This is a genomic window from Cronobacter muytjensii ATCC 51329, from assembly GCF_001277195.1.
Classification (GTDB): Bacteria; Pseudomonadota; Gammaproteobacteria; order Enterobacterales; family Enterobacteriaceae; genus Cronobacter; species Cronobacter muytjensii.
Window position 1 is genome coordinate 4,022,512 of sequence record NZ_CP012268.1, and the last position, 26,378, is coordinate 4,048,889.

A 26,378-nucleotide genomic window follows, 5' to 3' on the forward strand; every position below is an offset into this window, starting at 1 on the left:
AAAACGAAACCGAATTACCCAAAAAGAAAATGGCTGGCGAGAACCTGACAGATAACGCCCACCACCACACTGACAATCAAATTTTTGGTAAACCACGCGGTTAATACGACCGGAACCGCTGCCAGAACGCTGGCGTTATACAGACTGAACCCGGCGTTTTGCGGAAAGAACAGCGCCGGGATCGTAATGCTGGAAATGACCGCCGCCGGAATGTACTCAATCACCGCGTTAATAACGCGCGGCGTGCGCTCCGGGCGCAGATGCAGCGGAACCAGCCGGATAGCGAACGTCACCGCCATCATTGAGAAGATGACAATCAGGAGGAAGATTTCTTGAGACATACGCCCACTCCGCAGCCGACCGCCGTCGCCACAAAGACGTTGAGCGGTGAAATATGGATAAAATTCATGCCGATAGTGGTCGCGATGGAGACCAGCGCGACGATGCGTTTACCGGTGGTGTTGCACAGCGCTACCAGCACAAAGAGCATCATGGCCGTCAGCGCGTAATCGAGCCGGAAGCTGATAAATTTCGCCAGATATTCCGAGGCCACCGCCCCCGCGAATCCGCCCGCTATCCATGACAGATGACAAAAAGCGTTGAAGCTCAGCAGATAGCTCGCCGTAGTGGCGATGCGGCTCTCAAGACGCTGACTGTGCATCGCGAAGGATTCATCCGTCAGGCCGAACGCGTAGAGCGATTTTTTAAACGCTGACATACCGACCGGGCCGATTTTCTTCGACATATACATCGACATTAAAATGTGTCGGGAATTGATAAGCAGCGTCGAGAGCACGATGGGCAGCAGCGAGGCGCCCGAGGTAAGGAGCGTCAGTGCGGCAAACTGCGAGGTGCCCGCGTAAACGAACAGGCACATCGCCGCCGGGAACCAGACCGGCAGCCCGGCGTTCAGGCACATCACGCCGAAAACAAACGCGACGACGAAATACCCCGCCATGATTGGCGAGGCGTTAATCAGGCTCTCTTTAAAATCGCTACGCTCGGCGTAATTCAGGTTTTTTAAAGATCCAGTTCGCACGTCGTTTCTCCTGTGGTCGGTTGAAACCCCTGGGAGCGCCAGAAATTGAACGCGACCTGGTTTTTATCTTCAATAAACAGAAAGACACGTTTAATACCGCTAAGATAAAAATCATTCAGAATGGTTTTTGTCAGCACAGTGCCAATCTTGTTTTTGCGGAAAATCGGCGAAATCGCGATGTGATTTAACGTGGCGCGGGTGCCCAGCATACCGCCAATAATGGCGCCCACCAGGGCGCCACTTTCATCTTTGGCTAAATAACAGCGGGCATTTTCTGCCGCGACGATTTTGCGAATATGCTCTTCATCCTGCCATTCACAAAAGGCCACCTCTTTAAAGAATTTTAAAAAGCTGACGATATCGCAGGCGTCATTTAATGTAGCTTTAGAAATAATCAGCCCTTCCGGCGCGGCGCTTTTATCGGCGTCAGAGGAAATAAGCTGAAGATTATTTGATGATATCATATTCCGTCCCCGGTCTTGAAAACGAAACGGCGATAATCTGGCGAAAGCCCATCGCGTTATCTGTTGGATTAAACGCCGAAGTGACGTAATGCAGCATTTCGCGATCGAGGAAGAAAGTGGTATCCAGAATATTACGATACGTTCCGGAATCCACCAGCGTGCCATCTTTCTTAAAGACCTGGCTCATAGCGCCTTCAACGTTATGACGGCCCCAGAAATGCACGCCGCTGAACGGATAACCGTCGCAGTGGATACCCTCCGGCGTGATCTCCAGTTCGCAGCCAGGCTTAATTTCAATGCGGATTTGATGGATCTGGCACTGCCAGATTTCATTATGCAATTCCGGCGGCAGCACTTCTTTATAAACGTTGAAATCCAGCTCCACCAGCGAACGTAATACCGGAGAATGTAATACCTCAGTGGTAATATCATCAAAGTGACGTTCAATACCGCCGACATATTTATTGTGCTCGACGGACTGTTCATAAGCGCGATGGCCGAGCGGCGTTAATGTTTTGGTGACCGGGTTATAGTCAAAATCGCTATAGCGGCGATAACGCGTGCCGCGATCGGCCTGCCCGTAGAATTTATCCACGCCCATGGTTTCCCAGCTTTGGGTGAATTTAACGAAATCGCTAAATCCGCCGGAAAGTGAAAAATCAGAACCCAGAACATTTACCGCTTTATTTTTTCTCAGGTCGTCGCCGATGTTTTTATTGAGCTGTAACATATATTCTATATTCATCCGAAGGGTTAGGTTGGTCTCGATTCAACCTACCAGCTAATTAAGTTATTTATATTCAATTCTTTTTCAGGCGCCTTAATAACCATTTTAATCAGGGGTATTTGAGGACTATCCGACCAAAAAAAATGGGGAAGCTGGTGTTTTCAACCAGCGTAACGTCTGGCTATCAATTGATAATTCTTATGGCCGTGATATAAAGGAATGACCGGCACGTCAGGAGGTGGTCATGGATATTAAAGTATTGAGAAATCTGCTAAAAACCGCGCAGCTTGGGTCATTAACCTGTGCTGCGGAAGAAGCCAGCCTCACCATTCAGGCGCTGGCGGCGCAGATTAACAAAGCGGAGGAATATTTCGGATTTAAAATATTCAACCGCACCAATAAAGGCGCGGTGCTGACGCCGGAAGGCAAGCATTTGCTGCCGTATATTATGAATGTCGTTAAAACCTCTGAGCATCTGCGCCTGAAAGCCGAACAGCTTAAAAAGAGCACCTCTACGCCGATTCGCATCGCCTTAAACAGCACCTTTTCTGTCGATACCAACAAGAAAATCATCAACTTTATGATCGACAAACTGAGCGATTACAGCGTGATTTTCAGTACGTCGGAATCGCCGGAAAACCTGGTGAAAATATCGAAAGATGAAACCGATATCGCGGTGGTGCTGGGCGGGAACGTGCCGCCGGGCTTTTACAGTATTAAATTAACCGGCCTGCATATCAAAGTCATCGCCGCCTGCTCGGCAGAAAACGCGGCGGCGGCCTCGACGCTGGTTCAGCCGCTGGCGGAATGCCCTTATTCGGCAAGCTTCGATAAATTCACCGCCCGGCATAAACCGCTACTGCAGGAGGCGAGCGTGATTTTCTCCGGCAGCGAACTGATTACCGTGTCGCTGATGAAAAGCTTTAGCAGCATCGGAATTATTTCCCAGGATCTGGCGCAGGCGAACGGCCTGACCATTCTGCCGGGCTTTGAAGATATTCTGGATGTGCATCTGATAATGAAAGAGCCGATCCTGACTGAGCACGATCTGGAGTCGTTCTATAACAATGTGGTGCATCTGCCTGAGATCCCACTGACCGCATAAGCCGTGCTGCTGGCAGCCCTCGCCAGCCTCCGCTGGCGGCCCCGGAAAGCGCCTTTTTACCGGGGCGTGGACGGTAGCGAGTGAGAGTTTTGTAAATGTCCGTGTAGCCCTCTTTTCAGTATCCGAATTAGGCATTAAAACCTAAACATTATCGGACTGATTAGTTGCAGATTACGCATTCGTAATTTCCATAACTAACAGTCACTGACCATTATCACGGAGCGAAAAATGGCAACGCACTTTGCAAGAGGGATGCTTGGCCCCGAACCTGGTATCTCCCCCCGGCTCTCCGCCGACGCGCTGAAAGCCGCGCAAAACCTGCCGGAACATCGCCGCAGCCGCTTCCTGGCGTCGCGCTCGCTGCTGGCCGAGCTGGTTTTCATGCTTTATGGCATTCCCGTACTGCCCGATGTGGTGGTGAATGAGCAGGGCCGTCCGCGCTTTGCCGACGCCGGGCTCGCCGATTTCTCCCTCGCCTATACCGGCAACATGCTGGGTGTGGCGATCACGACGGAAGGCTGCTGCGGGCTCGATATGGAACTACAGCCCGCCACGCGTACCTTTACGCACCCGCTCGCGCCGCAGACCGGCCATACGCTCAGTAAAAATGAAACGATCTGGATAGATAATCAAAACGACCCGATGGAAGCGCGCACTCAACTGGTGACGCTGCGTCGCAGCCTGCTGAAGCTGACAGGCCAGCAGAACGACGACGGCCAGCAATTCCAGCTCCTGCCGGGCTCCGGCAAGCTGCGCGTGGCGCAGTTCCCGCTGGTGGAGGCGGCCTGCGATGCCGAAGACGTGCTGATCTGGACGGTCGCGGTGTCGCCCGCCATCGAAAAACTCTACCTGTGGGAATATGACAGCGTGCAGGGCTGGCACAGCCTGCCGGATATGCGTAAACGCAGCACCAGCCCGGATACGCGTCTGATGCGCTTTACCAGCCTGCCCTCGGAAAAGGCGATGATTATCAACTAATCTGCGTTTACACTTCCCGGAGGTTTTCTATGTCTGAAACACTAAACGTCGTAACACTGATTGGCAGCCTGCGCAAAGGCTCATTTAACGCGATGGTAGCCCGCACGCTGCCGAAACTGGCCCCTGCCGGTATGACGGTCGCCGAGTTGCCTTCCATTCGCGATATCCCGATTTATGACGCTGATATTCAGCAGGAAGAGGGGTTTCCGCAAACGGTGGAAGCGATAGCAGAGCAGATCCGCCAGGCGGATGGCGTAGTGATTGTCACGCCGGAATATAACTATTCGGTGCCGGGCGGGCTGAAAAACGCCATCGACTGGCTGTCACGCCTGCCGGACCAGCCGCTCGCCGGTAAGCCGGTCTTGATTCAGACCAGTTCAATGGGCGCCATCGGCGGCGCGCGCTGTCAGTATCATCTGCGCCAGATCCTGGTCTTCCTTGATGCAATGGTGATGAACAAGCCGGAGTTTATGGGCGGGGCGATTCAGAACAAAGTGGACACGCAGACGGGCGAAGTGGTGGACCAGAGCACGCGGGATCACCTGACGGGGCAGTTGACCGCATTTGCGGATTACATCCGGCGGGTGCGCCGCTAACCGTAAAAAGGCCAGCGATTCGCTGGCCTTTTTAATTAGTGCGCGTCGATAAAGACGATTTTCAACAGGAACAGCAGCGCCACGACCAGCACGCAGGCGTTCAGATCGCGCAGGCGACCGGTGAAAATTTTCATCACGCAGTAGGAGATAAAGCCGAGCGCGATACCTTCGGTGATGGAGAAGCTGAACGGCATCATAACGGCGGTGATAAATGCCGGCACCGCTTCGGTCAGGTCGTCCCACTTCACGCGCGACAGGCTGGAAGTCATCAGCACGCCCACGTAAATCAGCGCGCCAGCGGCGGCGTAAGGCGGCACCATACCTGCGAGCGGCGACAGGAAAATCACCAGCAGGAACAGCAGGCCGACAACGACGGCGGTAAGGCCGGTGCGCCCGCCAATGGAGACGCCGGACGAGGATTCGATATACGCGGTCACGGAAGAGGTGCCAATAAACGAGCCCGCGACGGACGAGATACTGTCCACATACAGCGCCTGCTTCATGCGCGGGAACTTGCCGCTTTCATCTGCAAGCCCGGCTTTATCGGTTACGCCGATAAGCGTGCCGGAGGAGTCGAAGAGGTTTACCAGCATAAACGAGAAAATCACGCCCGCGAGGCCGATATCCAGCGAGCCCGCGAGATCGACATGGCCGAGCACCGTCATCACGCTCGGCGGCTCTGACACGACGCCTTTGAACTGCACGTCGCCAAACGCCAGGCCCAGCAGCGTGGTCACAACGATAGAGACCAGCACCGCCGCGTGAATATTGCGCGAGGCGAGAATGGCGATGATAAAGAAGCCCAGAACGCCCAGCAGCGTGGTGTGGGAGGTGAGGTTGCCGATAGCGACCAGCGTCTCCGGGTTCGCGACGATAACGCCTGCGTTTTTAAGCCCCATCATGCCGATAAACAGACCGATACCGCTGGTGATGCCGATACGCAGGCTTACCGGGATATTGGCGATCATCCAGTAGCGCACGCGGAAAATCGTCAGCAGCAGCAGGCCAACCGCGCCCCAGAAAATCGCGCCCATGCCCACCTGCCAGGAGAGGCCCATCGCGCCAACCACCACGAACGCGAAGAAGGCGTTCAGGCCCATCGCAGGCGCCAGCGCCACCGGCAGGTTCGCCAGCAGGCCCATCAGAATGCTGCCGAAGGCGGCGATAAGACAGGTCGTAACGAATACCGCGCTGGTGTCCATGCCAGCCGCGCCGAGGATTTGCGGGTTAACAAAAACGATATACACCATCGTCAGGAAGGTGGTGACCCCGGCAATGACCTCGGTGCGGGCCGTGGTGCCGTGCGCGCGTAATTTGAACACGCGCTCAAGCAATCCCTGCCCTTCGGCCTGGGACGTCTGTTGTTGGCTCATTCTCTAATTCCGTACAAGGAGGGGAAAAATTCGTCGCTATCCTATACCAAAACGCCTCCGTGTTGATGGTCGTCGCACACTTTTTTTCATTGAATTTGCTTATACGGCATCGATTGCGTGACGCAAAGCGCTTAGAGTAAACGTTCAACTTGCAACAACAGGAAACGGCATGTCCCGAATTGAAGCGGTATTTTTCGACTGCGACGGCACGCTGGTGGATAGCGAAGTTATCTGCTCCCGCGCTTATGTGCATATGTTTGCCCGGGCGGGCATTACGCTTGAGCTGGACGAGGTTTTTAAACGCTTCAAAGGCGTAAAGCTCTACGAAATCATTGACACGATCAATGACGAATATGGCGTGAACCTGCAAAAAGCCGAGCTCGAACCTGTTTACCGCGCAGAAGTTGCGCGTCTTTTCGACGCCGAGCTGGAAGAGATCCCAGGCGCGGCGGCGCTCCTTGCGAAGATGAATGTGCCGATGTGCATCGTCTCGAACGGCCCGGTGAGCAAAATGCAGCAGTCTCTCGGCAAAACGGGCATGTCAGGGTATTTCACGGACAAGCTATTTAGCGGCTACGATATCCAGCGCTGGAAGCCCGACCCGGCGTTGATGCATTTTGCCGCCGATGCGATGCAGGTGAATGTGGAGCACTGTATTCTGGTGGATGATTCCGCCGCGGGCGCGAAAGCCGGTATCGCCGCCGGGATGCAGGTGTTTTATTTCTGCGCCGACCCGCATAACCCGCCGCTCGAACACCCTAATGTGACGGTGTTTACTGATTTAGCGCAGCTGCCAGAATTGTGGCGGGCGCGCGGCTGGGAGGTGACGCGTTAACCCTCGGGTTAACGCGGGTGCCCAGGCGTATTGAATGTTATGGCGGGGGTGTTTCATACCCGCCCTGCGAGATGCGGTTGGATGTGGCGTACAGGTGGGTAAGCGTCAGCGCACCCACCGCTCGACATTGACTCCCGTTAAAAGATCTTCTGCACCCATTCGGCATAGGCCGGGCGCCACACCGCCATTTCATGGCCAAGCCCCGGATAGACGTGATAGTCGAATTTCACGCCGTCGCGCTCAAGCTCGGTTTTCAGCCCGGCGATATCCCGGCCCGTCACGCTATCTTTATCGCCCACGACCAGCGTGAAGTTACGCAGCTGGCTGTTTACTTCGTCCGCGCGGGACAGTTGCTTCGTTACATCGTCGTTTGGCACCGTGGCGGTGGTAACGCCGCTCAACGACGCCAGCCAGCCAAAGCTCTGCAGATGCGTCATACCCGATACCAGCGCCTGATAACCGCCCTGTGAAAGCCCTGCCAGCGCGCGCCCCTGCGCGTCCTGACGCACGTTAAATTGCTGCCCGATCAGCGGAATAATGTCGTTCATCAGCTCTTTATCCGCCGCGCGGGCGTTGATTGGGTAAAAGTCTTTACGTCGCTCGGCAGGCGGGAAATTCTCCGGCACCGCGTCGGCGATATCCGTTTCGGTATCCGGGATAACCACCAGCATCGGCTTGATTTTTCCTTCCGCCAGCAGATTATCCATCATTTGCGGAATACGGCCCTGAGTCACGGCGGAAAGCCCGGTATCGCCAAAGCCGTGATAGAAGTAGAGCACCGGCAGCGGCTCGCTTTCATGGCTGTAGCCCGGCGGCGTCCAGACATATACCCGACGCTCCGATTTCAGCGCGCCGGAATGGTAGGTCAGCGTGCGCAATTCGCCGTGCGGCACCGCCCGGTCATCAATAATGCTGCCCGGCACCAGAATTAGCGAGGTATTGGGCTGACGCTGCGGTTTGACATACGGGTTGCCGGTATCGATGGAGCGAAAGCCGTCAACATCAAAGAAATACTCATGCAGATCCGGCTTCAGCGGCGCGCTTTTCCAGCTCCAGACGCCGTTCGCCTCTTTGCGCATCTCATGCGATACCTGACTGTCCGCCGTCGCGCCGAGCACTACCGCCACGCGCTGCGCACCGGGCGCGAACAGGCGGAAGGTGATCGATTTATCCGGATTCACCTGGGTGATGTAATGGCTGACCGGAATGGACGGGTCGGGCGTGGCTGGTAGCGGCGCGCTGTAGACAGGCAAACTGGCGCAGCCTATCAGGGCGGCGATAGCGAGAGCGGTACGGGAAGGTAATTTCACGGATTTGTCCTTTTTATAACGGGCTCGGTAACCCCTTATAGTATTGAGTAAAATCCGCAAAAGGGGCGATCTTTGCCCCAAAAAAGCCCTCGCGCGCGGCGAGGGCGGCAGGCTTATTCTTTCGGATCTTTACCGGCGAGCAGTTTATCCAGCTCATCGCCGCCGACGTGGCGGAAATCCTGGCCCTTCACGAAATAGAAAATGTATTCGCAGATATTCTGGCAGCGGTCGCCGATACGCTCGATAGAGCGGGCGCAGAACAGCGCGGTCAGCACGCTTGGAATGGTGCGGGAATCTTCCATCATGTAGGTCATCAGTTGACGCACGATGCCTTCATACTCCTGATCCACTTTTTTATCTTCGCGATAAATACGTACCGCTTCATCAAGATCCATACGCGCGAAGGCGTCCAGCACGTCGTGGAGCATCTGTACGGTATGGCGACCCAGCGATTCGAGGCTGACCAGCAGCGGCTGATGCTGCTGGGAGAATTTTTCCAGCGCGGTGCGGCAGATTTTATCCGCCACGTCGCCGATGCGCTCCAGCTCGGCGATAGTTTTAATGATGGCCATCACCAGGCGCAGATCGCTTGCGGTCGGCTGGCGTTTGGCGATGATGCGCACGCACGCTTCATCGATCGCCACTTCCATCATGTTGACCTTTTTATCGCCGTCGATGACGCGTTTGGCCAGTTCGCTGTCCTGGTTGTGCATGGCGGTGATCGCATCGGAGAGCTGCTGCTCTACCAGCCCACCCATCGTCATCACCTGGGTGCGAATGTATTCCAGTTCAGCGTTGAACTGACCGGAAATATGTTTGTTCAGATTCAGATTATCCATTTAGCACTCCACATGCCCGATAAATTCAAAAGCGGCCCACATGAGATATCAGGGCATATCAACCGTAGCGACCGGTAATATAGTCTTCGGTTTGTTTCATTTTCGGCTTGGTGAAGAGATCGTCTGTATTGCTGAACTCGATCAGCTCGCCGAGGTACATAAACGCCGTGTGATCGGAACAGCGCGCCGCCTGCTGCATGTTGTGCGTCACGATAACCACGGTGTAATCCTGCTTAAGCTCGGTGATGAGCTCTTCGATACGGCCGGTGGAGATCGGGTCCAGCGCGGAACACGGCTCATCAAGCAGCAGCACTTCAGGGCGAATCGCGATACCGCGTGCGATGCACAGACGCTGCTGCTGACCACCGGAGAGAGAGTACCCGCTCTGGTGCAGTTTATCTTTGGTTTCATTCCATAATGCGGCTTTGGTCAACGCCCACTGCACGCGCTCGTCCATATCGGCGCGGGAGAGCTTCTCAAACAGGCGCACGCCGAAGGCAATGTTGTCGTAAATGGACATCGGGAACGGCGTCGGCTTCTGGAACACCATGCCCACTTTGGCGCGCAGCAGCGCGATGTCCTGGGCGTGGTTCAGAATGTTTTCGCCATCCAGCAGGATTTCGCCTTCTGCGCGCTGCTCCGGATAGAGCTCGAACATCTTGTTGAAGGTGCGCAGCAGCGTGGATTTACCGCAGCCGGACGGACCGATAAAGGCGGTCACTTCGTTTTTGGCGATATCCAGGCTGATGTTTTTCAGGGCATGGAATTTCCCGTAGTAGAAGTTCAAATCGCGAACCTGAATCTTGCTCGGGGTCGTATTAACCATACTCATCTCAATCGTTTTCCTTATCCGGCGTCGCGATACGCCACGCCGTCAAAAAATTAACCGTGTTTACGTTTGGCGAACAGCACGCGCGCCAGGATATTCAGCAGCAGAACGCAAAGGGTGATAATCAGCACGCCAGCCCAGGCCAGCTGTTGCCATTCGGCGAACGGGCTCATGGCGAATTTGAAAATCGTCACCGGCAGGTTGGCGATAGGCTGCATCATATCCGTGCTCCAGAACTGGTTAGAGAGCGCGGTAAAGAGCAGCGGGGCGGTTTCGCCCGCGATACGCGCCACAGCCAGCAGCACGCCGGTCAGAATGCCTGACACGGACGCTTTAAGCGTAATGGCGGAGATCATCTTCCACTTCGGCGTGCCAAGCGCGTAAGCCGCTTCACGCAGGCTGTCCGGCACCAGCTTGAGCATGTTCTCGGTGGTGCGGATTACAATCGGCACTTGCAGCAGCGCCAGCGCGATAACGCCCGCCCAGCCGGAGAAGTGCTCCATCTGTGCCACCACGATGGTGTAGACGAACAGCCCCACCACGATAGACGGCGCGGAGAGCAGAATGTCGTTGATAAAGCGGATGACTTCAGCGAGGAACGACTTCCGGCCATATTCCGCCAGATAAATCCCTGCCATGATGCCAAGCGGCGTACCGATAACCGTCGCCCAAAGGATCAACAGGCCGCTGCCCGCAAGGGCGTTCGCCAGCCCGCCGCCCGCGGTGTTCGGCGGCGGCGTCATTTCGGTGAACAGCGCCAGCGACATGCCGTCGAAACCGCGTGATACCGTGGAGAATAAGATCCAGATAAGCCAGAACAGGCCGAACGCCATCGTCGCCATCGAGAGCGTGAGAGCGATGCGGTTTTTCATGCGCCGCTTCGCCTGCATTTTACGGCGTGATTCCGCCAGCGCCGTAGGGGTTTGCAGTTCGATAGTCGCCATTAGCGCGCCCCCTCGTTTTTCGCCAGACGCATAATCATCAGTCGTGAAACGGCCAGGACGATAAAGGTGATCACAAAGAGGATCAGGCCAAGCTCCATCAACGCCGCGACGTGCAGGCCCGATTCCGCTTCGGCAAACTCATTCGCCAGCGCGGAAGTGATGCTGTTGCCCGGCATAAAGAGCGAGGCGCTGTCGAGCTGGTAGGTGTTGCCGATGATAAAAGTGACCGCCATCGTTTCACCGAGCGCGCGGCCAAGCCCCAGCATTACGCCGCCGATGACGCCGTTTTTGGTGAACGGCAGCACGATGCGCCAGATAACTTCCCAGGTGGTGCAGCCGATACCGTAAGCCGACTCTTTCATCATCACCGGGGTCTGTTCGAACACATCACGCATTACCGCGGCGATGTAAGGAATAATCATGATGGCGAGAATAACGCCTGCCGCCAGAATGCCGATACCGAACGCCGGGCCGGAGAAGAGCGCGCCGATAAACGGAATGTTGGAGAGCACATTGCCGACCGGCTCCTGGAACCAGGTCGCGAACAGCGGCGCGAAGATAAACAGGCCCCACATGCCGTACACGATACTCGGGATAGCCGCCAGCAGTTCAATAGCGATGCCCAGCGGGCGTCTCAGCCAGCCGGGTGCCAGTTCGGTCAGGAACAGCGCGATGCCGAAGCTCACGGGAACCGCGATCAGCAGCGCAATAAAAGAGGTCACCAGCGTGCCGTAAATCGGCACCAGCGCGCCAAAGGTTTCGTTCGGCGCGTCCCATTCCTTATTCCAGAGGAAGGAAAAACCAAATTTTTCCATGCTCGGCCAGGAAGAGAAGATCAGCGACACAATAATTCCGCCCAGCAGCAATAGCACAATCAGCGCAGCCAGTCGGACCAGCGCGCTGAAGATCATATCGCCCTTTTTACCTGGGGGGTTAAATACAGGCTTGGTGGCAGCCATATTTCACTCTTCAGTTAAACTCTGTTTTGAATGATGCCCGGCAGCGTGATGCGTACCGGGCCTACAAAAAACAGTATGTTACCGGATTTTTGTAGGGCGGATAAGCGAAGCGCCACCCGCCATCATCGGTAAATCTCGATCAATACAGCGCTTTACCGCTGCTGTCTTTCACGTTGGTTTTCCATGCGGCGCGAACCTGCTCAACCACGCTGTCCGGCAGAGAGGCGTAATCCAGGTCATTAGCCTGTTTCGCGCCTGACTTGTAGGCCCAGTCGAAGAACTTCAGCACTTCGGCGCCCTGCTCAGGTTTCTTCTGCTCTTTGTGAACCAGAATGAAGGTGGTGGAGGTGATAGGCCACGCGTCGTCGCCTTTCTGGTTGGTCAGGTCCTGGGCGAAGGATTTGCTCCAGTCCACGCCTTTGGCGGCGTTAGAGAAGCTCTCTTCGGTCGGCGCGACCGGCTTGCCGTCAGCAGAAACCAGTTTGGTGTAGGTCAGGTTGTTCTGCTTGGCATAAGCGTATTCGACGTAGCCGATAGAGCCCGGCAGACGCTGTACGAACGCGGCGATGCCGTCATTACCTTTACCGCCAAGGCCGGTCGGCCAGTTAACGGTAGAGCCAGAGCCGATTTTCGATTTCCACTCTTCGTTCACTTTCGCCAGGTAGCTGGTGAAAACGAAGGAAGTACCGGAACCGTCAGCGCGGCGCACCACAGCGATGTTCTGCGAAGGCAGTTTTTTGCCCGGGTTCAGTTTGGCGATAGCCTCGTCATCCCACTTCTTGATTTTGCCAAGGTAGATGTCGCCGAGGGTTTTACCATCCAGCACCAGTTCGCCAGACTTGAAGCCTGGCAGGTTAACCGCCAGCACCACGCCGCCGATCACGGTCGGGAACTGGAAAAGACCTTCTTGCTGTAATTTTTCGTCGGAAAGCGGTGCGTCAGAAGCACCAAAATCAACAGTGTTAGCAATGATTTGTTTCACGCCACCGGAGGAGCCGATACCCTGGTAGTTTACCTTGTTACCCGTTTCTTTCTGGTAGGTATCCGCCCATTTGGCATACACCGGCGCCGGGAATGTTGCGCCCGCGCCAGTCAGACTTGCTGCCGCGAAAGCGGAGAAAGCGCTCAGGGAAAAGGTCGCGGCGACAACAGTTGCGACGGTGGTACGCATAACTTTCATAATGTCTCCTGCTGGTGTTCGTAATTTATTGTTTCGTGGCTACGGTGAGCAAAATAGGACAGTTTGGTGACAGATAAATGTACGAATTATGACAGTTTTATGACAGCGCCGGACCCGCGAGTTTAGCTTAAATAAAATATATTTAATTCAATAAATTACGCAGTTTTATGACACAGAGATGAAGGAAAAATTTTCTTTTTATGACACAGTAAAAGTAGTCTAAAACGGCGATTTGTCATAAATGCGTGCGCATTATCTGTTCCGCATTTCACGGTTTTTTCTTCGCTTCAACGCACGTTTTTCTGATGGGCGTTGAAGTTCTTTGGTATGGATGCGACGCATTTTATTCGCCAGACACCAGTGAACGAGCGTAAACATTTCGCGACTGTTCATCATCCGCCAGGCCAGCCACACCATCAAAACGCCCCCGCCCCAGCATAACCAGAACACCCACGAAAAAGGCCAGCGCACCAGCCCGACACCCAGTGCGGCTCCGCTTAACGACAGATGGAATACCCAGGCGAAGAGAAGCAACTTAAGCCCGCTGCGGCGCCCTTTTTCAACCATAAACGCAACCGCCATCAGCAGTATCAGCCAGAGAACTCCGCCAAAAATCCAGAGCGGCGGAAAGGGCGGGCGCAGCGCCGCGACATTCAGTGCCGCGCTAAAGAGCATCATGTAGGTGCTGCCCACCAGCACATGATAAAACGACGAGGTGCCGATGAAGCGGGCTTTCGGCAGATGCTGGCGCTGCGCCATTTTGAGCTTCAGCTGATGCAGCCTGCGATGCGCGATATCGTCATCCACTTCAGCGCTATAGATGATGAGCTGGTAAAACCGCATGCCGGCCAAGCGCTGCATAAACGACATAACACATCCATTTCCCTGATGTTGATAAAAAAAGAGGCTGCCGGACGGCAACCTCTTCAGAGAAGCATACGCGTGAAAAAGGATTATTCCACGGTGACAGACTTCGCCAGGTTACGCGGCTGGTCAACGTCGGTCCCTTTGATCAGTGCGACGTGGTACGCCAGCAGCTGCAGCGGAACCGTGTAGAAAATCGGCGCGATAACCTCCTCAACATGCGGCATCGGGATGATGTTCATGGTGTCGCTGCTGCTGAAACCGGCATCCTGATCGGCGAAGACGTACAGCACGCCGCCACGGGCGCGGACTTCTTCGATATTGGACTTCAGCTTTTCCAGCAGTTCGTTGTTCGGCGCCACCACGATAACGGGCATATCGGCATCGATCAGCGCCAGCGGGCCGTGCTTGAGCTCACCTGCCGCATACGCCTCGGCGTGAATGTAAGAGATCTCTTTGAGCTTCAGGGCGCCTTCCAGCGCGATCGGATACTGATCGCCGCGGCCAAGGAACAGGGCGTGGTGCTTGTCGGAGAAATCTTCCGCCAGCGCCTCAATGCGTTTGTCCTGAGAGAGCATCTGCTCGATACGGCTTGGCAGCGCCTGCAGACCGTGAACAATATCGTGCTCGATGGACGCGTCCGCGCCTTTCAGGCGGCTGAGTTTCGCCACCAGCATCAGCAGAACGGTCAGCTGAGTGGTAAACGCTTTAGTAGACGCCACGCCGATTTCCGTACCGGCTTTGGTCATCAACGCCAGCGAAGACTCGCGCACCAGCGACGAGCCCGGCACGTTGCAGATGGCCAGCGAGCCAAGATAGCCCAGCTCTTTGGACAGACGCAACGCCGCCAGCGTATCTGCGGTTTCGCCGGACTGCGACAGCGTGATCATCAGGCTGTTGCGGCGCACGGCAGATTTGCGATAACGGAATTCCGAGGCGATTTCGACATCGCACGGTACGCCTGCCAGCGCTTCAAACCAGTAGCGAGAGACCATGCCGGAGTTGTACGAGGTACCGCAGGCGACAATCTGGATATGCTCGACCTGAGACAGAAGTTCATCGGCGTTCGGGCCGAGTTCGCTTAAATCCACTTCGCCGTGGCTGATGCGCCCAGCGAGCGTGTTTTTAATCGCGTTCGGCTGCTCGTAGATCTCTTTTTGCATGTAGTGGCGGTAGATGCCTTTATCGCCGGCGTCATACTGCACACTGGATTCGATTTCCGGACGGGAAACCGCGTCGCCCTGGGTATTGAAAATCGCGACCGAACGGCGCGTGACTTCGGCGATATCGCCCTCCTCGAGGAAAATAAAGCGGCGAGTCACCGGCAGCAGCGCCAGCTGATCGGAGGCGATAAAGTTCTCGCCCATGCCAAGGCCAATCACCAGCGGGCTGCCGGAACGGGCGGCCAGCAGGACGCTCGGATCGCGGTTATCCATGATGACGGTGCCGTAAGCGCCGCGCAACTGAGGAATGGCGCGCAGTACGGCTTCACGCAGCGTGCCGCCCTGCTCCAGCTCCCAGTGCACCAGGTGCGCGATCACTTCAGTATCGGTTTCGGTGACAAATTCGTAGCCGCGCGTTTTCAGCAGCTCGCGCAGCGGCTCGTGGTTTTCGATAATGCCGTTATGCACCACCACGATATGCCCGGAGACATGCGGATGCGCGTTGCCTTCAGACGGTTCGCCGTGGGTCGCCCAGCGGGTGTGGGCAATACCCGTGCCGCCATGCAGCGGATGTTCTTCCGCCGCCTGAACCAGCATCTGCACTTTGCCGAGACGGCGCAGGCGGGTCATATGCCCGGCGCTGTCCACGACCGCGAGACCGGCGGAGTCATAACCGCGGTACTCAAGACGACGTAAGCCTTCGAGAAGGATTTCAGCAATATCACGTTGCGCGACTGCGCCAACAATTCCACACATAATTAAGTTCCTGACAATGGCATTTCGCCATGCGTTGTCGACGACCTGTGTTTACCCGTTTTCCGGGCGCCCCGAGCCTTGTAGAGAGTGGGGTTATCGTTATAGGTACTGCTTGTGGGGGGAGATTATTGTTATCTCCTCACCCGGGTTTGCCTGATGGCCGTCAGACCTGTCAGGCAAACGCAATAACAGCGCGGACAAGCGTAGCGCCCCCGCCGTGTTGTTACTTTTTCTTCACCGGGCGACGCCAGCCCTGCTTATGCACCTGCGGCACACGGGTGAGCACCAGCTCGTTCTCCGCAATATTGCGCGTGACGGTGGTGCCGGCGGCGATGGTCGCGCCTTTGGCGACGGTCACCGGCGCCACCAGTTGGGTGTCGGAGCCGACAAACACGTCGTCGCCGATAAGGGTTTTGTGCTTGTTGGCGCCATCGTAGTTGCAGGTGATCGTGCCCGCGCCGATATTGACGTTATCGCCAATCTCCGCGTCGCCCAGATAGGTCAGGTGACCCGCTTTAGAACCTTTGCCCAGCCGCGCTTTTTTCATCTCGACGAAGTTGCCGACGTGTGCGCCTTCCAGTAGCTCGGCGCCCGGACGCAGACGCGCGAACGGCCCGATAGTGCAGGCGGCGTCGAGACGCGCGTCTTCTACCACGCTGTAGGGGCTTATCTCGCAGTCATCGCCAATAGTGCTGTTTTTGATTACACAGCCCGCGCCAATCTTCACGCGATCGCCCAGTACGACATCGCCTTCAATAATGACGTTAGCGTCGATCTCGACATCCCGCCCATGCTTCAACGTACCGCGCAAATCGAAACGCGCCGGGTCGCGCAGCATGACGCCCGCCAGCAGCAGTTTTTCCGCCTGCTCGGCCTGATAGACGCGCTCAAGTCGCGACAGCTGCAAACGGTTGTTTACACCTTCCACTTCGCTTAAACGCTGCGGATGCACTGCCGCTATCTCACGGCCTTCATTCCAGGCCATCGCGATGATGTCAGTGATGTAGTATTCACCCTGCGCATTGTTGTTATTGAGCTGCCCCAGCCAGCGCTTCAGGTCCGCGCCGTTGGCAACCAGAATGCCGGTATTGATTTCATTGATCTGGCGTTGTTCATCGCTGGCATCTTTATGCTCAACAATGCCGGAGACCTTGCCGTTCTCGCGAGTGATGCGACCATAGCCGGTCGGGTCGTCAAGCTTGACGGTCAACAGACCGATGCCGCCCTGGGGTTTCGCCGCGCAGAGTTGTTGCAGGGTCTCGACCGAGATCAGGGGCACGTCACCGTAGAGCATCAGCACGTCTTCATCATCGCTGAAGAACGGCGCGGCCTGCTGCATCGCGTGACCGGTACCAAGCTGTTCTGCCTGCAACACCCAGTTGAGCGAGGCGTCTTTCAGGGTGTTTTGCAGCAGATCGCCGCCATGCCCATAAACCAGATGAATATTTTGCGCGCCGACATGCTTTGCGGCGTCGATAACATGCTGCACCATCGGCTTCCCGGCCAGGGTATGCAGCACTTTTGGAAGATCGGAGTACATGCGTGTGCCTTTGCCAGCGGCAAGGATCACAACGCTCATAGCATGGCTAGACATAGTCGTCCTGTCTTATGAAAGTGAGTGAAGTAAAGCGATTTAGCGCCCGAAATTCTACATATTTTTCAGCATAAAACGGATTGCTGGCAAATCGCCGCTTTTATCCTTTTTTACCATGTTATGCAGGCGCTGAATGCATGCCAAAACGCTAAAAAGAACTTAAAGGGTGTCTCTGCTAATTTTATCGCTTAAGAAAACAAAGAGATGCTGTTTTTTTGCGTCTGGAATAAAGCGCTGTAAAAACGGACGAAAATCCACCGGATGGTGTTGAATTAAGGGAGAAATGGAAGTGCAGAAGAGAAGAGTGGCGTACAAAAACAAAAAAGGCCGCGCTCTGGCGACCCTTTCCAGGTTTGCCATGCGCTGAAAGGCGCTGGCAACAAAGGAAGATTACAGATTGAAAGTACCGAAAGATACGCTCATGTTATTGAAATAAGAAATAATTTTATTGATAAGTTTCACAGGCTCTCCGCGATTGAAATGTGACCCGTCTCACAAAACCAAGTCTACGCTGCTTTTTTGAACCGATCAATATTTTGTGACTCAAATCACAAAAATTATAAAACAGCTTTTCATATCTCATGCGGCGGAAATAAAAAAAGCCAGCCGGGTCGCCCTGGCTGGCTTTTAACTTTCAAGCCGGTGTTACATCGCTTTTTTGGTCAACTCGATAACGCGCAGTTTGGCGATCGCCTTGGCCAGCTCAGCGGAAGCCTGAGCGTAGTCCACGTCACCGTGGGAGCTACGGATATGCTCTTCCGCTTTACGTTTCGCTTCCAGGGCTCGCGCTTCGTCGAGATCCTGGCCGCGAATCGCGGTGTCAGCCAGCACGGTTACGTTGCCCGGCTGCACTTCCAGCACGCCGCCGGAGAGATAGATATACTCTTCGTGGCCGTGCTGTTTCACGATGCGGATCATACCAGGCTTAATGGCGGTGAGCAGCGGCGCGTGGCCCGGGTAAATCCCCAGCTCGCCTTCGCTACCCGTAACCTGGATTTTTTCGACCAGACCAGAGAACATCTCTTTCTCTGCGCTGACGACATCCAGGTGGTAAGTCATTGCCATGTCACCCTCCGATTAAGGCGTTAAAGTTTTTTGGCTTTTTCCACGGCTTCATCAATGGAGCCAACCATGTAGAACGCCTGCTCCGGCAGATGATCGTATTCGCCTTCCATGATGCCTTTAAAGCCACGGATGGTGTCTTTCAGCGAAACGTATTTGCCCGGGGAACCGGTGAATACTTCTGCCACGAAGAACGGCTGGGACAGGAAGCGCTGAATTTTACGCGCACGAGCTACCACCAGTTTGTCTTCTTCAGACAGTTCGTCCATACCGAGGATGGCGATGATGTCTTTCAGTTCCTGGTAACGCTGCAGGATGGACTGTACGCCGCGAGCGGTGTCGTAGTGCTCCTGGCCAACCACCAGCGGATCCAGCTGACGGCTGGTGGAATCAAGCGGGTCAACGGCCGGGTAGATACCCAGAGAAGCAATCTGACGGCTCAGTACCACAGTTGCGTCAAGGTGCGCAAAGGTGGTGGCTGGTGACGGGTCAGTCAAGTCATCCGCCGGTACGTATACCGCCTGTACGGAGGTGATAGAACCGGTTTTGGTAGAGGTGATACGTTCCTGCAGAACGCCCATCTCTTCCGCCAGGGTCGGCTGATAACCTACCGCTGAAGGCATACGGCCCAGCAGTGCGGATACTTCAGTACCGGCCAGGGTGTAACGATAGATGTTATCGACGAACAGCAGAACGTCACGACCTTCGTCACGGAATTTCTCAGCCATGGTCAGACCGGTCAGCGCAACGCGCAGACGGTTTCCCGGCGGCTCGTTCATCTGGCCGTAAACCAGGGATACTTTATCCAGAACGTTGGAGTCGGTCATTTCGTGGTAGAAGTCGTTACCTTCACGGGTACGTTCGCCCACGCCTGCAAACACGGAGTAACCGGAGTGTTCGATCGCGATGTTACGGATCAGCTCCATCATGTTTACCGTTTTACCTACGCCCGCACCACCGAACAGACCGACTTTACCGCCCTTCGCGAACGGACACATCAGGTCGATTACTTTGATGCCGGTTTCCAGCAGTTCCTGAGAGCTGGACAGCTCTTCATAGGACGGCGCCGCGCGGTGAATCGCCCAACGCTCTTCTTCGCCGATATCGCCTTTCATGTCGATAGGCTGACCCAGGACGTTCATGATACGACCCAGCGTCGCTTTACCTACCGGCACTTCGATCGGGTGCTCAAGGTCTGCAACAGGCAGACCACGACGCAGACCGTCGGAAGAGCCCATCGCGATGGTACGTACGATACCGCCGCCGAGCTGCTGCTGGACTTCCAGCACCAGACGCTCATTACCATTCGTTACCTCAAGGGCATCGTACACTTTCGGTACGGCATCCTGAGGGAACTCGACGTCCACCACGGCGCCGATTACCTGGACAATCTTTCCAGTAGCCATCTTGAATCCTCTACGAAATAACCTGGTTAAACCGCGGCGGCCCCCGAGACGATCTCGGTGAGTTCCTGAGTAATGCTGGCCTGACGAGCTTTGTTGTACACCAACTGCAGCTCTTTAATCAGGCTGCCGCCATTATCGGTTGCGGCTTTCATCGCCACCATTCGTGCGGCCTGCTCGCTGGCCAGGTTTTCAACCACACCCTGATAAACCTGCGATTCGACATAGCGACGCAGCAGGGTATCCAGCAGCGCCTTCGGATCGGGTTCGTACAGGTAATCCCAGGATTTGTGCTTCAACTCATCGTCTTCTGATGCCGGCAGCGGCAGCAGCTGAGTGATAGTCGGAGCCTGAGACATGGTATTAATAAATTTGTTGCTGACCACGTAAAGCTTGTCCAGACGGCCTTCATCATAAGCCTGCAGCATAACTTTTACCGGGCCGATCAGATCTGACAGGGAAGGGTTATCTCCCATGCCGGTGACCTGCGCCACAATGTTGCCGCCTACTGAATTGAAGAAAGAAACGCCTTTGGAGCCGATCATTGCGATATCGCACTGAACGCCTTTATCGGACCATGCTTTCATATCCGCCAGCAGTTTCTTGAACAGGTTGATGTTCAAGCCGCCGCACAGACCACGGTCAGTCGACACCACCAGGTAGCCCACGCGTTTAACGTCGCGTTCTTCCAGGTAAGGGTGCTTATATTCCAGATTACCGGTAGCAAGGTGACCAATCACTTTGCGCATGGTATCTGCATAAGGACGGCTGGCCGCCATGCGATCCTGCGATTTACGCATTTTGGAAGCGGCGACCATCTCCATCGCTTTAGTGATCTTTTGCGTGTTCTGGACGCTTGCGATCTTACTACGTATCTCTTTTGCGCCGGCCATGAGCTTCTCCTCAATGCCTTGCGGCTTGCCTTACAGCAAGCCGCCAGACGTTACCAGGACTGGGTTGCTTTGAAGGAGTCGAGGAGGCTTTTCAGCTTGCCTTCGATCTCATCGTTATAGCCACCGTTCTGGTTGATCTCTTGCATCAGCGGAGCGTGGTCACGGTCAGCGTAAGCCAGCAGAGCGGCTTCGAAGCTGCCGATTTTCGCCAGTTCCACATCTTCGAGGTAACCGCGTTCTGCCGCGAACAGTACCAGACCCTGCTGTGCAACAGACATCGGCGCGTACTGTTTCTGCTTCAGCAGTTCAGTGACTTTCTGGCCGTGGCTCAGCTGTTTACGGGTGGCTTCGTCCAGATCGGAAGCGAACTGAGAGAACGCCGCCAGTTCACGATACTGCGCCAGCGCGGTACGAATACCCCCGGACAGTTTCTTAATGATCTTGGTCTGAGCAGCGCCACCCACACGGGATACGGAGATACCCGGGTTAACCGCCGGACGAATACCGGAGTTAAACAGGTTGGTTTCCAGGAAGATCTGACCATCGGTAATGGAGATTACGTTGGTCGGAACGAACGCAGAAACGTCACCCGCCTGGGTTTCGATGATCGGCAGTGCGGTCAGGGAGCCGGTTTTACCTTTCACTTCACCTTTAGTGAAGTTCTCAACGTATTCCGCGTTAACGCGGGATGCGCGCTCCAGCAGACGGGAGTGGAGGTAGAACACGTCGCCCGGGAATGCTTCACGTCCTGGCGGACGACGGAGCAGCAGGGAAACCTGACGGTAAGCGACAGCCTGTTTGGACAGGTCATCGTAAACGATCAGCGCGTCTTCGCCGCGGTCGCGGAAGTATTCGCCCATGGCGCAACCGGCATACGGTGCCAGATATTGCAGCGCAGCGGATTCAGACGCGGTCGCGACTACAACGATAGTGTTGGACAGCGCGCCATGCTCTTCCAGTTTACGAACCACGTTAGAAATGGTGGACGCTTTCTGGCCGATAGCCACGTACACGCATTTGATACCGGAATCGCGCTGGTTAATGATGGCGTCGATAGCCATTGCGGTTTTACCGGTCTGACGGTCGCCGATGATCAGCTCACGCTGGCCACGACCGATTGGGATCATGGCGTCAACGGACTTATAACCGGTCTGTACAGGCTGGTCTACGGACTGACGGTCGATAACGCCCGGTGCGATAACTTCGATTGGCGAGAAGCCATCGTGTTCTACCGGACCTTTACCGTCAATCGGCGCACCCAGGGTGTTTACAACGCGGCCCAGCAGGCCACGGCCAACCGGCACTTCCAGAATACGGCCAGTACATTTCACCTTCATGCCTTCGGCGAGGTCAGAGTACGGCCCCATGACTACGGCACCTACGGAGTCGCGCTCCAGGTTCAGTGCGATAGCGTAACGGTTACCCGGCAGGGAGATCATTTCACCCTGCATACAATCGGCCAGGCCGTGGATACGGATAACACCGTCACTTACAGAAACGATAGTACCTTCGTTGTGAGCTTCACTCACAACATTGAACTGAGCAATGCGCTGCTTGATCAGTTCGCTGATTTCGGTGGAATTCAGTTGCATGCTCCAGTCCCCTTAAGACTGCAAGACGTCTGCGAGGCGTTCAAGACGGCCGCGCACGCTGCCGTCAATGACCGTATCACCCGCACGGATGATAACGCCTGCCATTACAGACTTATCAATTTTGCAATTCAGCTTCACTTTGCGTGACAGACGTTTTTCCATCGCGGCGCTGATTTTCGCAAGCTGTTCATCGCTCAGCGCGCTGGCAGAAGTCACTTCGACTTCAACGGTAGCCTCAAGGGCTGCGCGTAACTGAATGAACTGCTCAAGAACATCAGGAAGCACCTTCAGACGACCATTTTCTGCCATCACCTGAATCAGGTTCTGGCCGTTGGCGTCTAACTGGTCACCACAGATTGCGATAAACGACTTAGCGAGCGTTTCTGGCGCCAGGGCGCCAGAGAGAAGCTCAGCCATCTGTTCGTTTTTGGCCACTTCAGCGGCAAACGCCAGCATATCCTGCCAGCGGTCGAGGCTTTGGTGTTCGACGGCAAAGTCAAAAGCTGCTTTGGCGTAGGGGCGAGCTACCGTTACAAATTCAGACATCAGCCCCTCCCTCCTTACAGTTCAGCGACCAGTTTATTCACGATGTCGCTGTTAGCAGCTTCATCCACGGAACGTTCAATGATCTTCTCGGCGCCAGCAACAGCCAGGATAGCAACCTGCTTGCGCAGCTCTTCACGGGCACGTTTACGCTCGGCTTCGATTTCGGCCTGGGCCTGCGCCACGATTTTGTTACGTTCCTGCTCTGCTTCAGCTTTCGCTTCGTCCAGGATCTGAGCGCGACGTTTGTTCGCCTGCTCAATAATCACCTGGGCTTCCGCTTTCGCTTTTTTCAGCTGGTCGGTCGCGTTGGACTGTGCAAGCTCCAGATCCTTTTTAGCGCGTTCTGCAGAAGACAGACCGTCAGCAATTTCTTTCTGACGTTTTTCGATGGCAGCCATAATTGGCGGCCATACGTACTTCATACAGAACAGAACGAACAGGACAAACGCGATGGCCTGGCCGAGGATTGTTGCGTTAAGATTCACAGCACAATGCCTCTTATCTGGTTAATGTTCTGATATTGCCTGTTAATTCAGACAATTTCGTTTACTACGCGACAGCGAACATCACGTACAGACCCAGACCCACAGCGATCATCGGGATAGCATCCACCAGACCCATTACGATAAAGAACTGAGTACGCAGCAGAGGAATCAGATCAGGCTGGCGCGCAGCGCCTTCCAGGAATTTGCCCCCGAGGATGCCGATACCGATCGCAGCACCGATTGCCGCCAGACCCATCATCACAGCGGCAGCCATGTACAGCAGATCCATATTCAGGTTTTCCATGACAGTCTCCAGTTTGTTTCAGTTAAAACGCAGTAGTGTTGAGTAAAAAATCAGTGCTCTTCAGATGCCATCGACAGATAGACAATCGTCAGAACCATGAAAATGAAGGCCTGCAACGTAATGATCAGGATGTGGAAAATGGCCCACGGCACATTCAGAATCCACTGTGACCACCACGGCAGAAGACCCGCAATCAGAATGAAAATCAGCTCACCGGCATACATGTTGCCGAACAGTCGCAGACCGAGAGAAACCGGTTTGGACAGCAGGCTCACACCTTCCAGAATCAAGTTGATCGGGATAAATACCGGGTGATTGAACGGCTGCAGCGTCAGCTCTTTGGTAAAGCCGCCAACGCCTTTCATTTTGATGCTGTAGAAAAGAATCAGGATAAATACACCCAGCGCCATAGAGAGGGTGATGTTCACGTCAGCAGACGGCACCACGCGCAGGGCAGGCAGGCCAAACACATGCTCGCCGATGTACGGCAGCAGGTCGATAGGCAGCAAATCCATCAGGTTCATCAGGAATACCCAGACGAAAATCGTCAGGGCCAGCGGAGCAATAAGCTTGCTTTTGCCGTGGTACATGTCTTTCACGCTACCATGCACAAAGCCGATAACCAGCTCTACCGCTGTCTGGAATTTGCCCGGAACGCCGCTGGTCGCGTGCTTCGCGACTTTACGGAACAGAACCAGGAATAACAGGCCCAGCACCACCGAGAAGAACATGGAGTCGATATTCAGCGTCCAGAAGGTGGCCGGGGGGTTATGCGGATCCACCAGCGAGAATGTACGCAGGTCAATCTGAAGGTTATTCAGATGGTGGCCTATGTAATCCTGCGGCGTCGAGATTTCTCCTGCAGACATGATGCCTCTTACCCTTTGTTGTTAATTACAGCTGGCGCCAGTATCTGCACAACCAGCACCGAAACCCACGTCATCATCAGCGGCAAAAAAACCGCCTTCAAACACGCCAGCGCCACCACCAGCAGGGTAAAGGTCGCAACCACCTTAAACGCTTCGCCAAGAGCGAAAGACCAGGCCACGCGGCCTTTAGCGGGTGTATGCGCCTGATGACGCCAGGCAAAATTCATAAACAGCACATTCGGCAGCCACACTGCCAGCCCTCCACTCAATGCAGAGAGGCCCCAGAAAGGGTCTTTGAGGCAAAACAGCAATCCTGCTGCAAGCACCGCGAGTAACTGGATGAGCAGAAGCTTGCGGGCCACTTTTTTGCTCATAAGCGACGCAGACATTTTTTGCTACTGCTCCCTTTGAGGTATGTCGCGTGTCGTATAAAACGTTCTTTGACGCTCTGAGTCAAGCCTCAAAAAGCGCTCAAATTATACGGGGCGAGCACGTGATTTCAAACTATAAGTAGCCAAAAGGTGAATAAATGTTTAAATAATTTTCAGGGCCGTGTTTTTGCAACTTTCCTGCAAACCTCAAAGCAAAAGCGAAAACGGCAAATTGCGCCTGAACCTTGCGAATAAAGCGTGCACGAGATCACATTATAAACAATTACTGCGCAGACCTTGTCAGGTCATTTAGGAATGCGAACCTAATAACTATCTGTATTTAAAACTCTTTAACGCATAATTTTTCTAAAACACCCCGAAACACGATTAAAACCTTTTATTGACATCTACGGGAAACAATTCACGCCCCGTTATCATGTCTCACGCTGAATATAGCGCCCTTATATTTTCGTGCGTGACTATTGTTTTTTTGGTGCAAAGGGTGCTTCGTTATGTTTAAGCTGCAAACAAGTTAATAAAAAGTGAAATAAAATGTTGTTATACCGATCGGGCCTGCGCTTTTTTCCAACACACGGCCCGCGGCTTATTTCTGCTTTTTTTGATAAATATTAAGTTCTGTTTGCTTTAAGGATAACCAGATGCCGTTCGCCATCGAGACGGGGAACCGTCAGTCTGACGATATTTTCAACAGCAAAGCTGGCCGGCAGCGCGGTGATTTCATCATCAGGACGCTGGCCTTTTAGCGCATAAAAACGGCCCCGCTCACCCGGCAGATGATGACACCAGTTCACCATATCGGAGAGCGACGCGAATGCGCGGCTGATGACGCCGTCAAACGGCGGCTCGGCGGGGAAATCCTCCACACGGCTTTGCACAGGTGTGATGTTTGCCAGCTTCAGCTCGTGTTGCACCTGACGTAAAAAGCGCACGCGCTTGCCGAGGCTGTCCAGCAAAGTGAAGTGGCTGTCAGGGCGCACGATAGCCAGCGGCACGCCTGGAAGCCCAGGACCGGTGCCGACATCGATAAAGCGCGAGCCATTCAGATGCGGCTCGACCACGATACTGTCCATGATATGGCGCACCAGCATCTCGTTCGGGTCGCGCACGGACGTAAGATTATAGGCCTTGTTCCACTTGTTCAGCATATCGACATAGGCCACCAGCTGCGCCTTCTGGTGTTCGGGCAGCGAAATCCCTGCATCATCCAGCAGGCGGGTCAGTGTATTCAGCACAACGGTTTTTCCATGTAAAAAGGGCCAGACAAAGGCTGGCCCGAA

General features: G+C 54.8%; 28 protein-coding genes. 4 read left to right on the forward strand and 24 right to left on the reverse strand.

Annotated features, from left to right (window positions below; all coding sequences use genetic code 11):
• Positions 1-14: 14 nt before the first annotated feature.
• Genes AFK63_RS18395 through AFK63_RS18410 form a run of 4 tightly spaced genes read right to left on the reverse strand, consistent with a single transcriptional unit; the run spans position 15 to position 2,233 of the window.
• Positions 15-341: an AzlD domain-containing protein gene (locus tag AFK63_RS18395; RefSeq protein ID WP_038866364.1), complete on the reverse strand. Its 327-nt coding sequence runs from the start codon at positions 339-341 to the stop codon at positions 15-17.
• The gene (locus AFK63_RS18400) at positions 317-1,039 is read right to left on the reverse strand and encodes an AzlC family ABC transporter permease (RefSeq protein ID WP_038866366.1); all 723 of its coding nucleotides are present in this window, start codon (positions 1,037-1,039) and stop codon (positions 317-319) included. The genes AFK63_RS18395 and AFK63_RS18400 overlap by 25 nt, the downstream gene beginning before the upstream one ends.
• Positions 1,021-1,503 carry a GNAT family N-acetyltransferase gene (locus AFK63_RS18405; protein WP_038866369.1) on the reverse strand — a complete coding sequence of 161 codons (483 nt, stop codon included), beginning with the start codon at positions 1,501-1,503 and terminating at the stop codon, positions 1,021-1,023. Before AFK63_RS18405 ends, AFK63_RS18400 begins: the two co-directional genes overlap by 19 nt.
• On the reverse strand, positions 1,487-2,233 hold the full coding sequence (locus AFK63_RS18410; RefSeq protein ID WP_038866377.1) for a 2OG-Fe dioxygenase family protein: 747 nt from the start codon (positions 2,231-2,233) through the stop codon (positions 1,487-1,489). Before AFK63_RS18410 ends, AFK63_RS18405 begins: the two co-directional genes overlap by 17 nt.
• 241 nt (positions 2,234-2,474) lie before the next feature.
• Between AFK63_RS18410 and AFK63_RS18415 the strand changes: the two genes are divergently transcribed.
• The 3 genes from AFK63_RS18415 (at position 2,475) to AFK63_RS18425 (ending at position 4,909) form a co-directional block, all read left to right on the forward strand.
• Positions 2,475-3,335 carry a LysR family transcriptional regulator gene (locus AFK63_RS18415; protein WP_038866379.1) on the forward strand — a complete coding sequence of 287 codons (861 nt, stop codon included), beginning with the start codon at positions 2,475-2,477 and terminating at the stop codon, positions 3,333-3,335.
• A 228-nt stretch (positions 3,336-3,563) separates the two neighbouring features.
• The gene (locus AFK63_RS18420; protein WP_038866382.1) at positions 3,564-4,313 is read left to right on the forward strand and encodes a 4'-phosphopantetheinyl transferase family protein; all 750 of its coding nucleotides are present in this window, start codon (positions 3,564-3,566) and stop codon (positions 4,311-4,313) included.
• 29 nt (positions 4,314-4,342) lie between these two features.
• On the forward strand, positions 4,343-4,909 hold the full coding sequence (locus AFK63_RS18425) for an NADPH-dependent FMN reductase (protein WP_038866384.1): 567 nt from the start codon (positions 4,343-4,345) through the stop codon (positions 4,907-4,909).
• Positions 4,910-4,944: 35 nt separating this feature from the next.
• Here the strand turns inward: AFK63_RS18425 and AFK63_RS18430 are convergent, their stop codons facing one another.
• Entirely contained in the window at positions 4,945-6,282 is a 1,338-nt protein-coding gene (locus tag AFK63_RS18430; RefSeq protein WP_038866386.1) for an NCS2 family permease, read from the reverse strand.
• A gap of 169 nt (positions 6,283-6,451) precedes the next feature.
• Between AFK63_RS18430 and yieH the strand changes: the two genes are divergently transcribed.
• Positions 6,452-7,117: a 6-phosphogluconate phosphatase gene (yieH, locus tag AFK63_RS18435; RefSeq protein ID WP_038866388.1), complete on the forward strand. Its 666-nt coding sequence runs from the start codon at positions 6,452-6,454 to the stop codon at positions 7,115-7,117.
• A 137-nt stretch (positions 7,118-7,254) separates the two neighbouring features.
• Here the strand turns inward: yieH and AFK63_RS18440 are convergent, their stop codons facing one another.
• The 19 genes from AFK63_RS18440 to rsmG form a co-directional block, all read right to left on the reverse strand.
• Entirely contained in the window at positions 7,255-8,397 is a 1,143-nt protein-coding gene (locus AFK63_RS18440; protein ID WP_404825878.1) for an alpha/beta hydrolase-fold protein, read from the reverse strand.
• A gap of 143 nt (positions 8,398-8,540) precedes the next feature.
• Positions 8,541-9,266, reverse strand: coding sequence for a phosphate signaling complex protein PhoU (gene phoU, locus AFK63_RS18445; RefSeq protein ID WP_007754112.1), 726 nt, complete (start codon positions 9,264-9,266; stop codon positions 8,541-8,543).
• 58 nt (positions 9,267-9,324) lie between these two features.
• Positions 9,325-10,098 carry a phosphate ABC transporter ATP-binding protein PstB gene (gene pstB, locus AFK63_RS18450; protein WP_007734335.1) on the reverse strand — a complete coding sequence of 258 codons (774 nt, stop codon included), beginning with the start codon at positions 10,096-10,098 and terminating at the stop codon, positions 9,325-9,327.
• Positions 10,099-10,148: 50 nt separating this feature from the next.
• Positions 10,149-11,039 (reverse strand): phosphate ABC transporter permease PstA, encoded by an 891-nt coding sequence (pstA, locus tag AFK63_RS18455; RefSeq protein WP_038866400.1) that lies wholly within the window; start codon positions 11,037-11,039, stop codon positions 10,149-10,151.
• Positions 11,039-11,998, reverse strand: coding sequence for a phosphate ABC transporter permease PstC (gene pstC, locus AFK63_RS18460; RefSeq protein WP_038866403.1), 960 nt, complete (start codon positions 11,996-11,998; stop codon positions 11,039-11,041). Before pstC ends, pstA begins: the two co-directional genes overlap by 1 nt.
• A 139-nt stretch (positions 11,999-12,137) precedes the next feature.
• Complete coding sequence (gene pstS / locus AFK63_RS18465) at positions 12,138-13,178, reverse strand: phosphate ABC transporter substrate-binding protein PstS (RefSeq protein ID WP_038866405.1); 1,041 nt, start codon at positions 13,176-13,178, stop codon at positions 12,138-12,140.
• Positions 13,179-13,430: 252 nt separating this feature from the next.
• Positions 13,431-14,048: a hypothetical protein gene (locus tag AFK63_RS18470; protein WP_038866406.1), complete on the reverse strand. Its 618-nt coding sequence runs from the start codon at positions 14,046-14,048 to the stop codon at positions 13,431-13,433.
• An 83-nt stretch (positions 14,049-14,131) separates the two neighbouring features.
• On the reverse strand, positions 14,132-15,961 hold the full coding sequence (glmS, locus tag AFK63_RS18475) for a glutamine--fructose-6-phosphate transaminase (isomerizing) (RefSeq protein ID WP_038866409.1): 1,830 nt from the start codon (positions 15,959-15,961) through the stop codon (positions 14,132-14,134).
• 223 nt (positions 15,962-16,184) lie between these two features.
• A complete protein-coding gene (gene glmU / locus AFK63_RS18480; RefSeq protein ID WP_038866411.1) occupies positions 16,185-17,555 on the reverse strand; it encodes a bifunctional UDP-N-acetylglucosamine diphosphorylase/glucosamine-1-phosphate N-acetyltransferase GlmU in 1,371 nt (456 codons plus the stop codon).
• Between the two features lie 645 nt (positions 17,556-18,200).
• Entirely contained in the window at positions 18,201-18,620 is a 420-nt protein-coding gene (locus AFK63_RS18485) for a F0F1 ATP synthase subunit epsilon (RefSeq protein WP_038866414.1), read from the reverse strand.
• 20 nt (positions 18,621-18,640) lie between these two features.
• Positions 18,641-20,023 carry a F0F1 ATP synthase subunit beta gene (gene atpD, locus AFK63_RS18490; protein ID WP_007677766.1) on the reverse strand — a complete coding sequence of 461 codons (1,383 nt, stop codon included), beginning with the start codon at positions 20,021-20,023 and terminating at the stop codon, positions 18,641-18,643.
• 26 nt (positions 20,024-20,049) lie between these two features.
• Positions 20,050-20,913 (reverse strand): F0F1 ATP synthase subunit gamma, encoded by an 864-nt coding sequence (gene atpG / locus AFK63_RS18495; protein ID WP_004386168.1) that lies wholly within the window; start codon positions 20,911-20,913, stop codon positions 20,050-20,052.
• Between the two features lie 50 nt (positions 20,914-20,963).
• On the reverse strand, positions 20,964-22,505 hold the full coding sequence (gene atpA / locus AFK63_RS18500; protein ID WP_024551308.1) for a F0F1 ATP synthase subunit alpha: 1,542 nt from the start codon (positions 22,503-22,505) through the stop codon (positions 20,964-20,966).
• Positions 22,506-22,517: 12 nt separating this feature from the next.
• Positions 22,518-23,051: a F0F1 ATP synthase subunit delta gene (gene atpH / locus AFK63_RS18505; RefSeq protein ID WP_038866416.1), complete on the reverse strand. Its 534-nt coding sequence runs from the start codon at positions 23,049-23,051 to the stop codon at positions 22,518-22,520.
• A 14-nt stretch (positions 23,052-23,065) separates the two neighbouring features.
• Positions 23,066-23,536 carry a F0F1 ATP synthase subunit B gene (atpF, locus tag AFK63_RS18510; protein ID WP_004386171.1) on the reverse strand — a complete coding sequence of 157 codons (471 nt, stop codon included), beginning with the start codon at positions 23,534-23,536 and terminating at the stop codon, positions 23,066-23,068.
• Positions 23,537-23,600: 64 nt separating this feature from the next.
• A complete protein-coding gene (gene atpE, locus AFK63_RS18515) occupies positions 23,601-23,840 on the reverse strand; it encodes a F0F1 ATP synthase subunit C (RefSeq protein WP_000429386.1) in 240 nt (79 codons plus the stop codon).
• 50 nt (positions 23,841-23,890) lie between these two features.
• On the reverse strand, positions 23,891-24,709 hold the full coding sequence (gene atpB / locus AFK63_RS18520) for a F0F1 ATP synthase subunit A (protein ID WP_038866419.1): 819 nt from the start codon (positions 24,707-24,709) through the stop codon (positions 23,891-23,893).
• A gap of 8 nt (positions 24,710-24,717) precedes the next feature.
• Positions 24,718-25,098 (reverse strand): F0F1 ATP synthase subunit I, encoded by a 381-nt coding sequence (gene atpI, locus AFK63_RS18525; RefSeq protein ID WP_038866421.1) that lies wholly within the window; start codon positions 25,096-25,098, stop codon positions 24,718-24,720.
• Positions 25,099-25,709: 611 nt separating this feature from the next.
• A complete protein-coding gene (gene rsmG, locus AFK63_RS18530) occupies positions 25,710-26,333 on the reverse strand; it encodes a 16S rRNA (guanine(527)-N(7))-methyltransferase RsmG (RefSeq protein ID WP_038866423.1) in 624 nt (207 codons plus the stop codon).
• Positions 26,334-26,378 lie beyond the last annotated feature (45 nt).

Coding starts and splice junctions, on each gene's coding strand:
- AFK63_RS18395 (WP_038866364.1), bottom strand. CDS start 341: ATGTCTCAAGAAATCTTCCTCCTGATTGTCATCTTCTCAATGATGGCG.
- AFK63_RS18405 (WP_038866369.1), bottom strand. CDS start 1,503: ATGATATCATCAAATAATCTTCAGCTTATTTCCTCTGACGCCGATAAA.
- AFK63_RS18410 (WP_038866377.1), bottom strand. CDS start 2,233: ATGTTACAGCTCAATAAAAACATCGGCGACGACCTGAGAAAAAATAAA.
- AFK63_RS18415 (WP_038866379.1), top strand. CDS start 2,475: ATGGATATTAAAGTATTGAGAAATCTGCTAAAAACCGCGCAGCTTGGG.
- AFK63_RS18420 (WP_038866382.1), top strand. CDS start 3,564: ATGGCAACGCACTTTGCAAGAGGGATGCTTGGCCCCGAACCTGGTATC.
- AFK63_RS18425 (WP_038866384.1), top strand. CDS start 4,343: ATGTCTGAAACACTAAACGTCGTAACACTGATTGGCAGCCTGCGCAAA.
- AFK63_RS18430 (WP_038866386.1), bottom strand. CDS start 6,282: ATGAGCCAACAACAGACGTCCCAGGCCGAAGGGCAGGGATTGCTTGAG.
- yieH (WP_038866388.1), top strand. CDS start 6,452: ATGTCCCGAATTGAAGCGGTATTTTTCGACTGCGACGGCACGCTGGTG.
- phoU (WP_007754112.1), bottom strand. CDS start 9,266: ATGGATAATCTGAATCTGAACAAACATATTTCCGGTCAGTTCAACGCT.
- pstB (WP_007734335.1), bottom strand. CDS start 10,098: ATGAGTATGGTTAATACGACCCCGAGCAAGATTCAGGTTCGCGATTTG.
- pstA (WP_038866400.1), bottom strand. CDS start 11,039: ATGGCGACTATCGAACTGCAAACCCCTACGGCGCTGGCGGAATCACGC.
- pstC (WP_038866403.1), bottom strand. CDS start 11,998: ATGGCTGCCACCAAGCCTGTATTTAACCCCCCAGGTAAAAAGGGCGAT.
- pstS (WP_038866405.1), bottom strand. CDS start 13,178: ATGAAAGTTATGCGTACCACCGTCGCAACTGTTGTCGCCGCGACCTTT.
- AFK63_RS18470 (WP_038866406.1), bottom strand. CDS start 14,048: ATGTCGTTTATGCAGCGCTTGGCCGGCATGCGGTTTTACCAGCTCATC.
- glmS (WP_038866409.1), bottom strand. CDS start 15,961: ATGTGTGGAATTGTTGGCGCAGTCGCGCAACGTGATATTGCTGAAATC.
- glmU (WP_038866411.1), bottom strand. CDS start 17,555: ATGTCTAGCCATGCTATGAGCGTTGTGATCCTTGCCGCTGGCAAAGGC.
- AFK63_RS18485 (WP_038866414.1), bottom strand. CDS start 18,620: ATGGCAATGACTTACCACCTGGATGTCGTCAGCGCAGAGAAAGAGATG.
- atpD (WP_007677766.1), bottom strand. CDS start 20,023: ATGGCTACTGGAAAGATTGTCCAGGTAATCGGCGCCGTGGTGGACGTC.
- atpG (WP_004386168.1), bottom strand. CDS start 20,913: ATGGCCGGCGCAAAAGAGATACGTAGTAAGATCGCAAGCGTCCAGAAC.
- atpA (WP_024551308.1), bottom strand. CDS start 22,505: ATGCAACTGAATTCCACCGAAATCAGCGAACTGATCAAGCAGCGCATT.
- atpH (WP_038866416.1), bottom strand. CDS start 23,051: ATGTCTGAATTTGTAACGGTAGCTCGCCCCTACGCCAAAGCAGCTTTT.
- atpE (WP_000429386.1), bottom strand. CDS start 23,840: ATGGAAAACCTGAATATGGATCTGCTGTACATGGCTGCCGCTGTGATG.
- atpB (WP_038866419.1), bottom strand. CDS start 24,709: ATGTCTGCAGGAGAAATCTCGACGCCGCAGGATTACATAGGCCACCAT.
- atpI (WP_038866421.1), bottom strand. CDS start 25,098: ATGTCTGCGTCGCTTATGAGCAAAAAAGTGGCCCGCAAGCTTCTGCTC.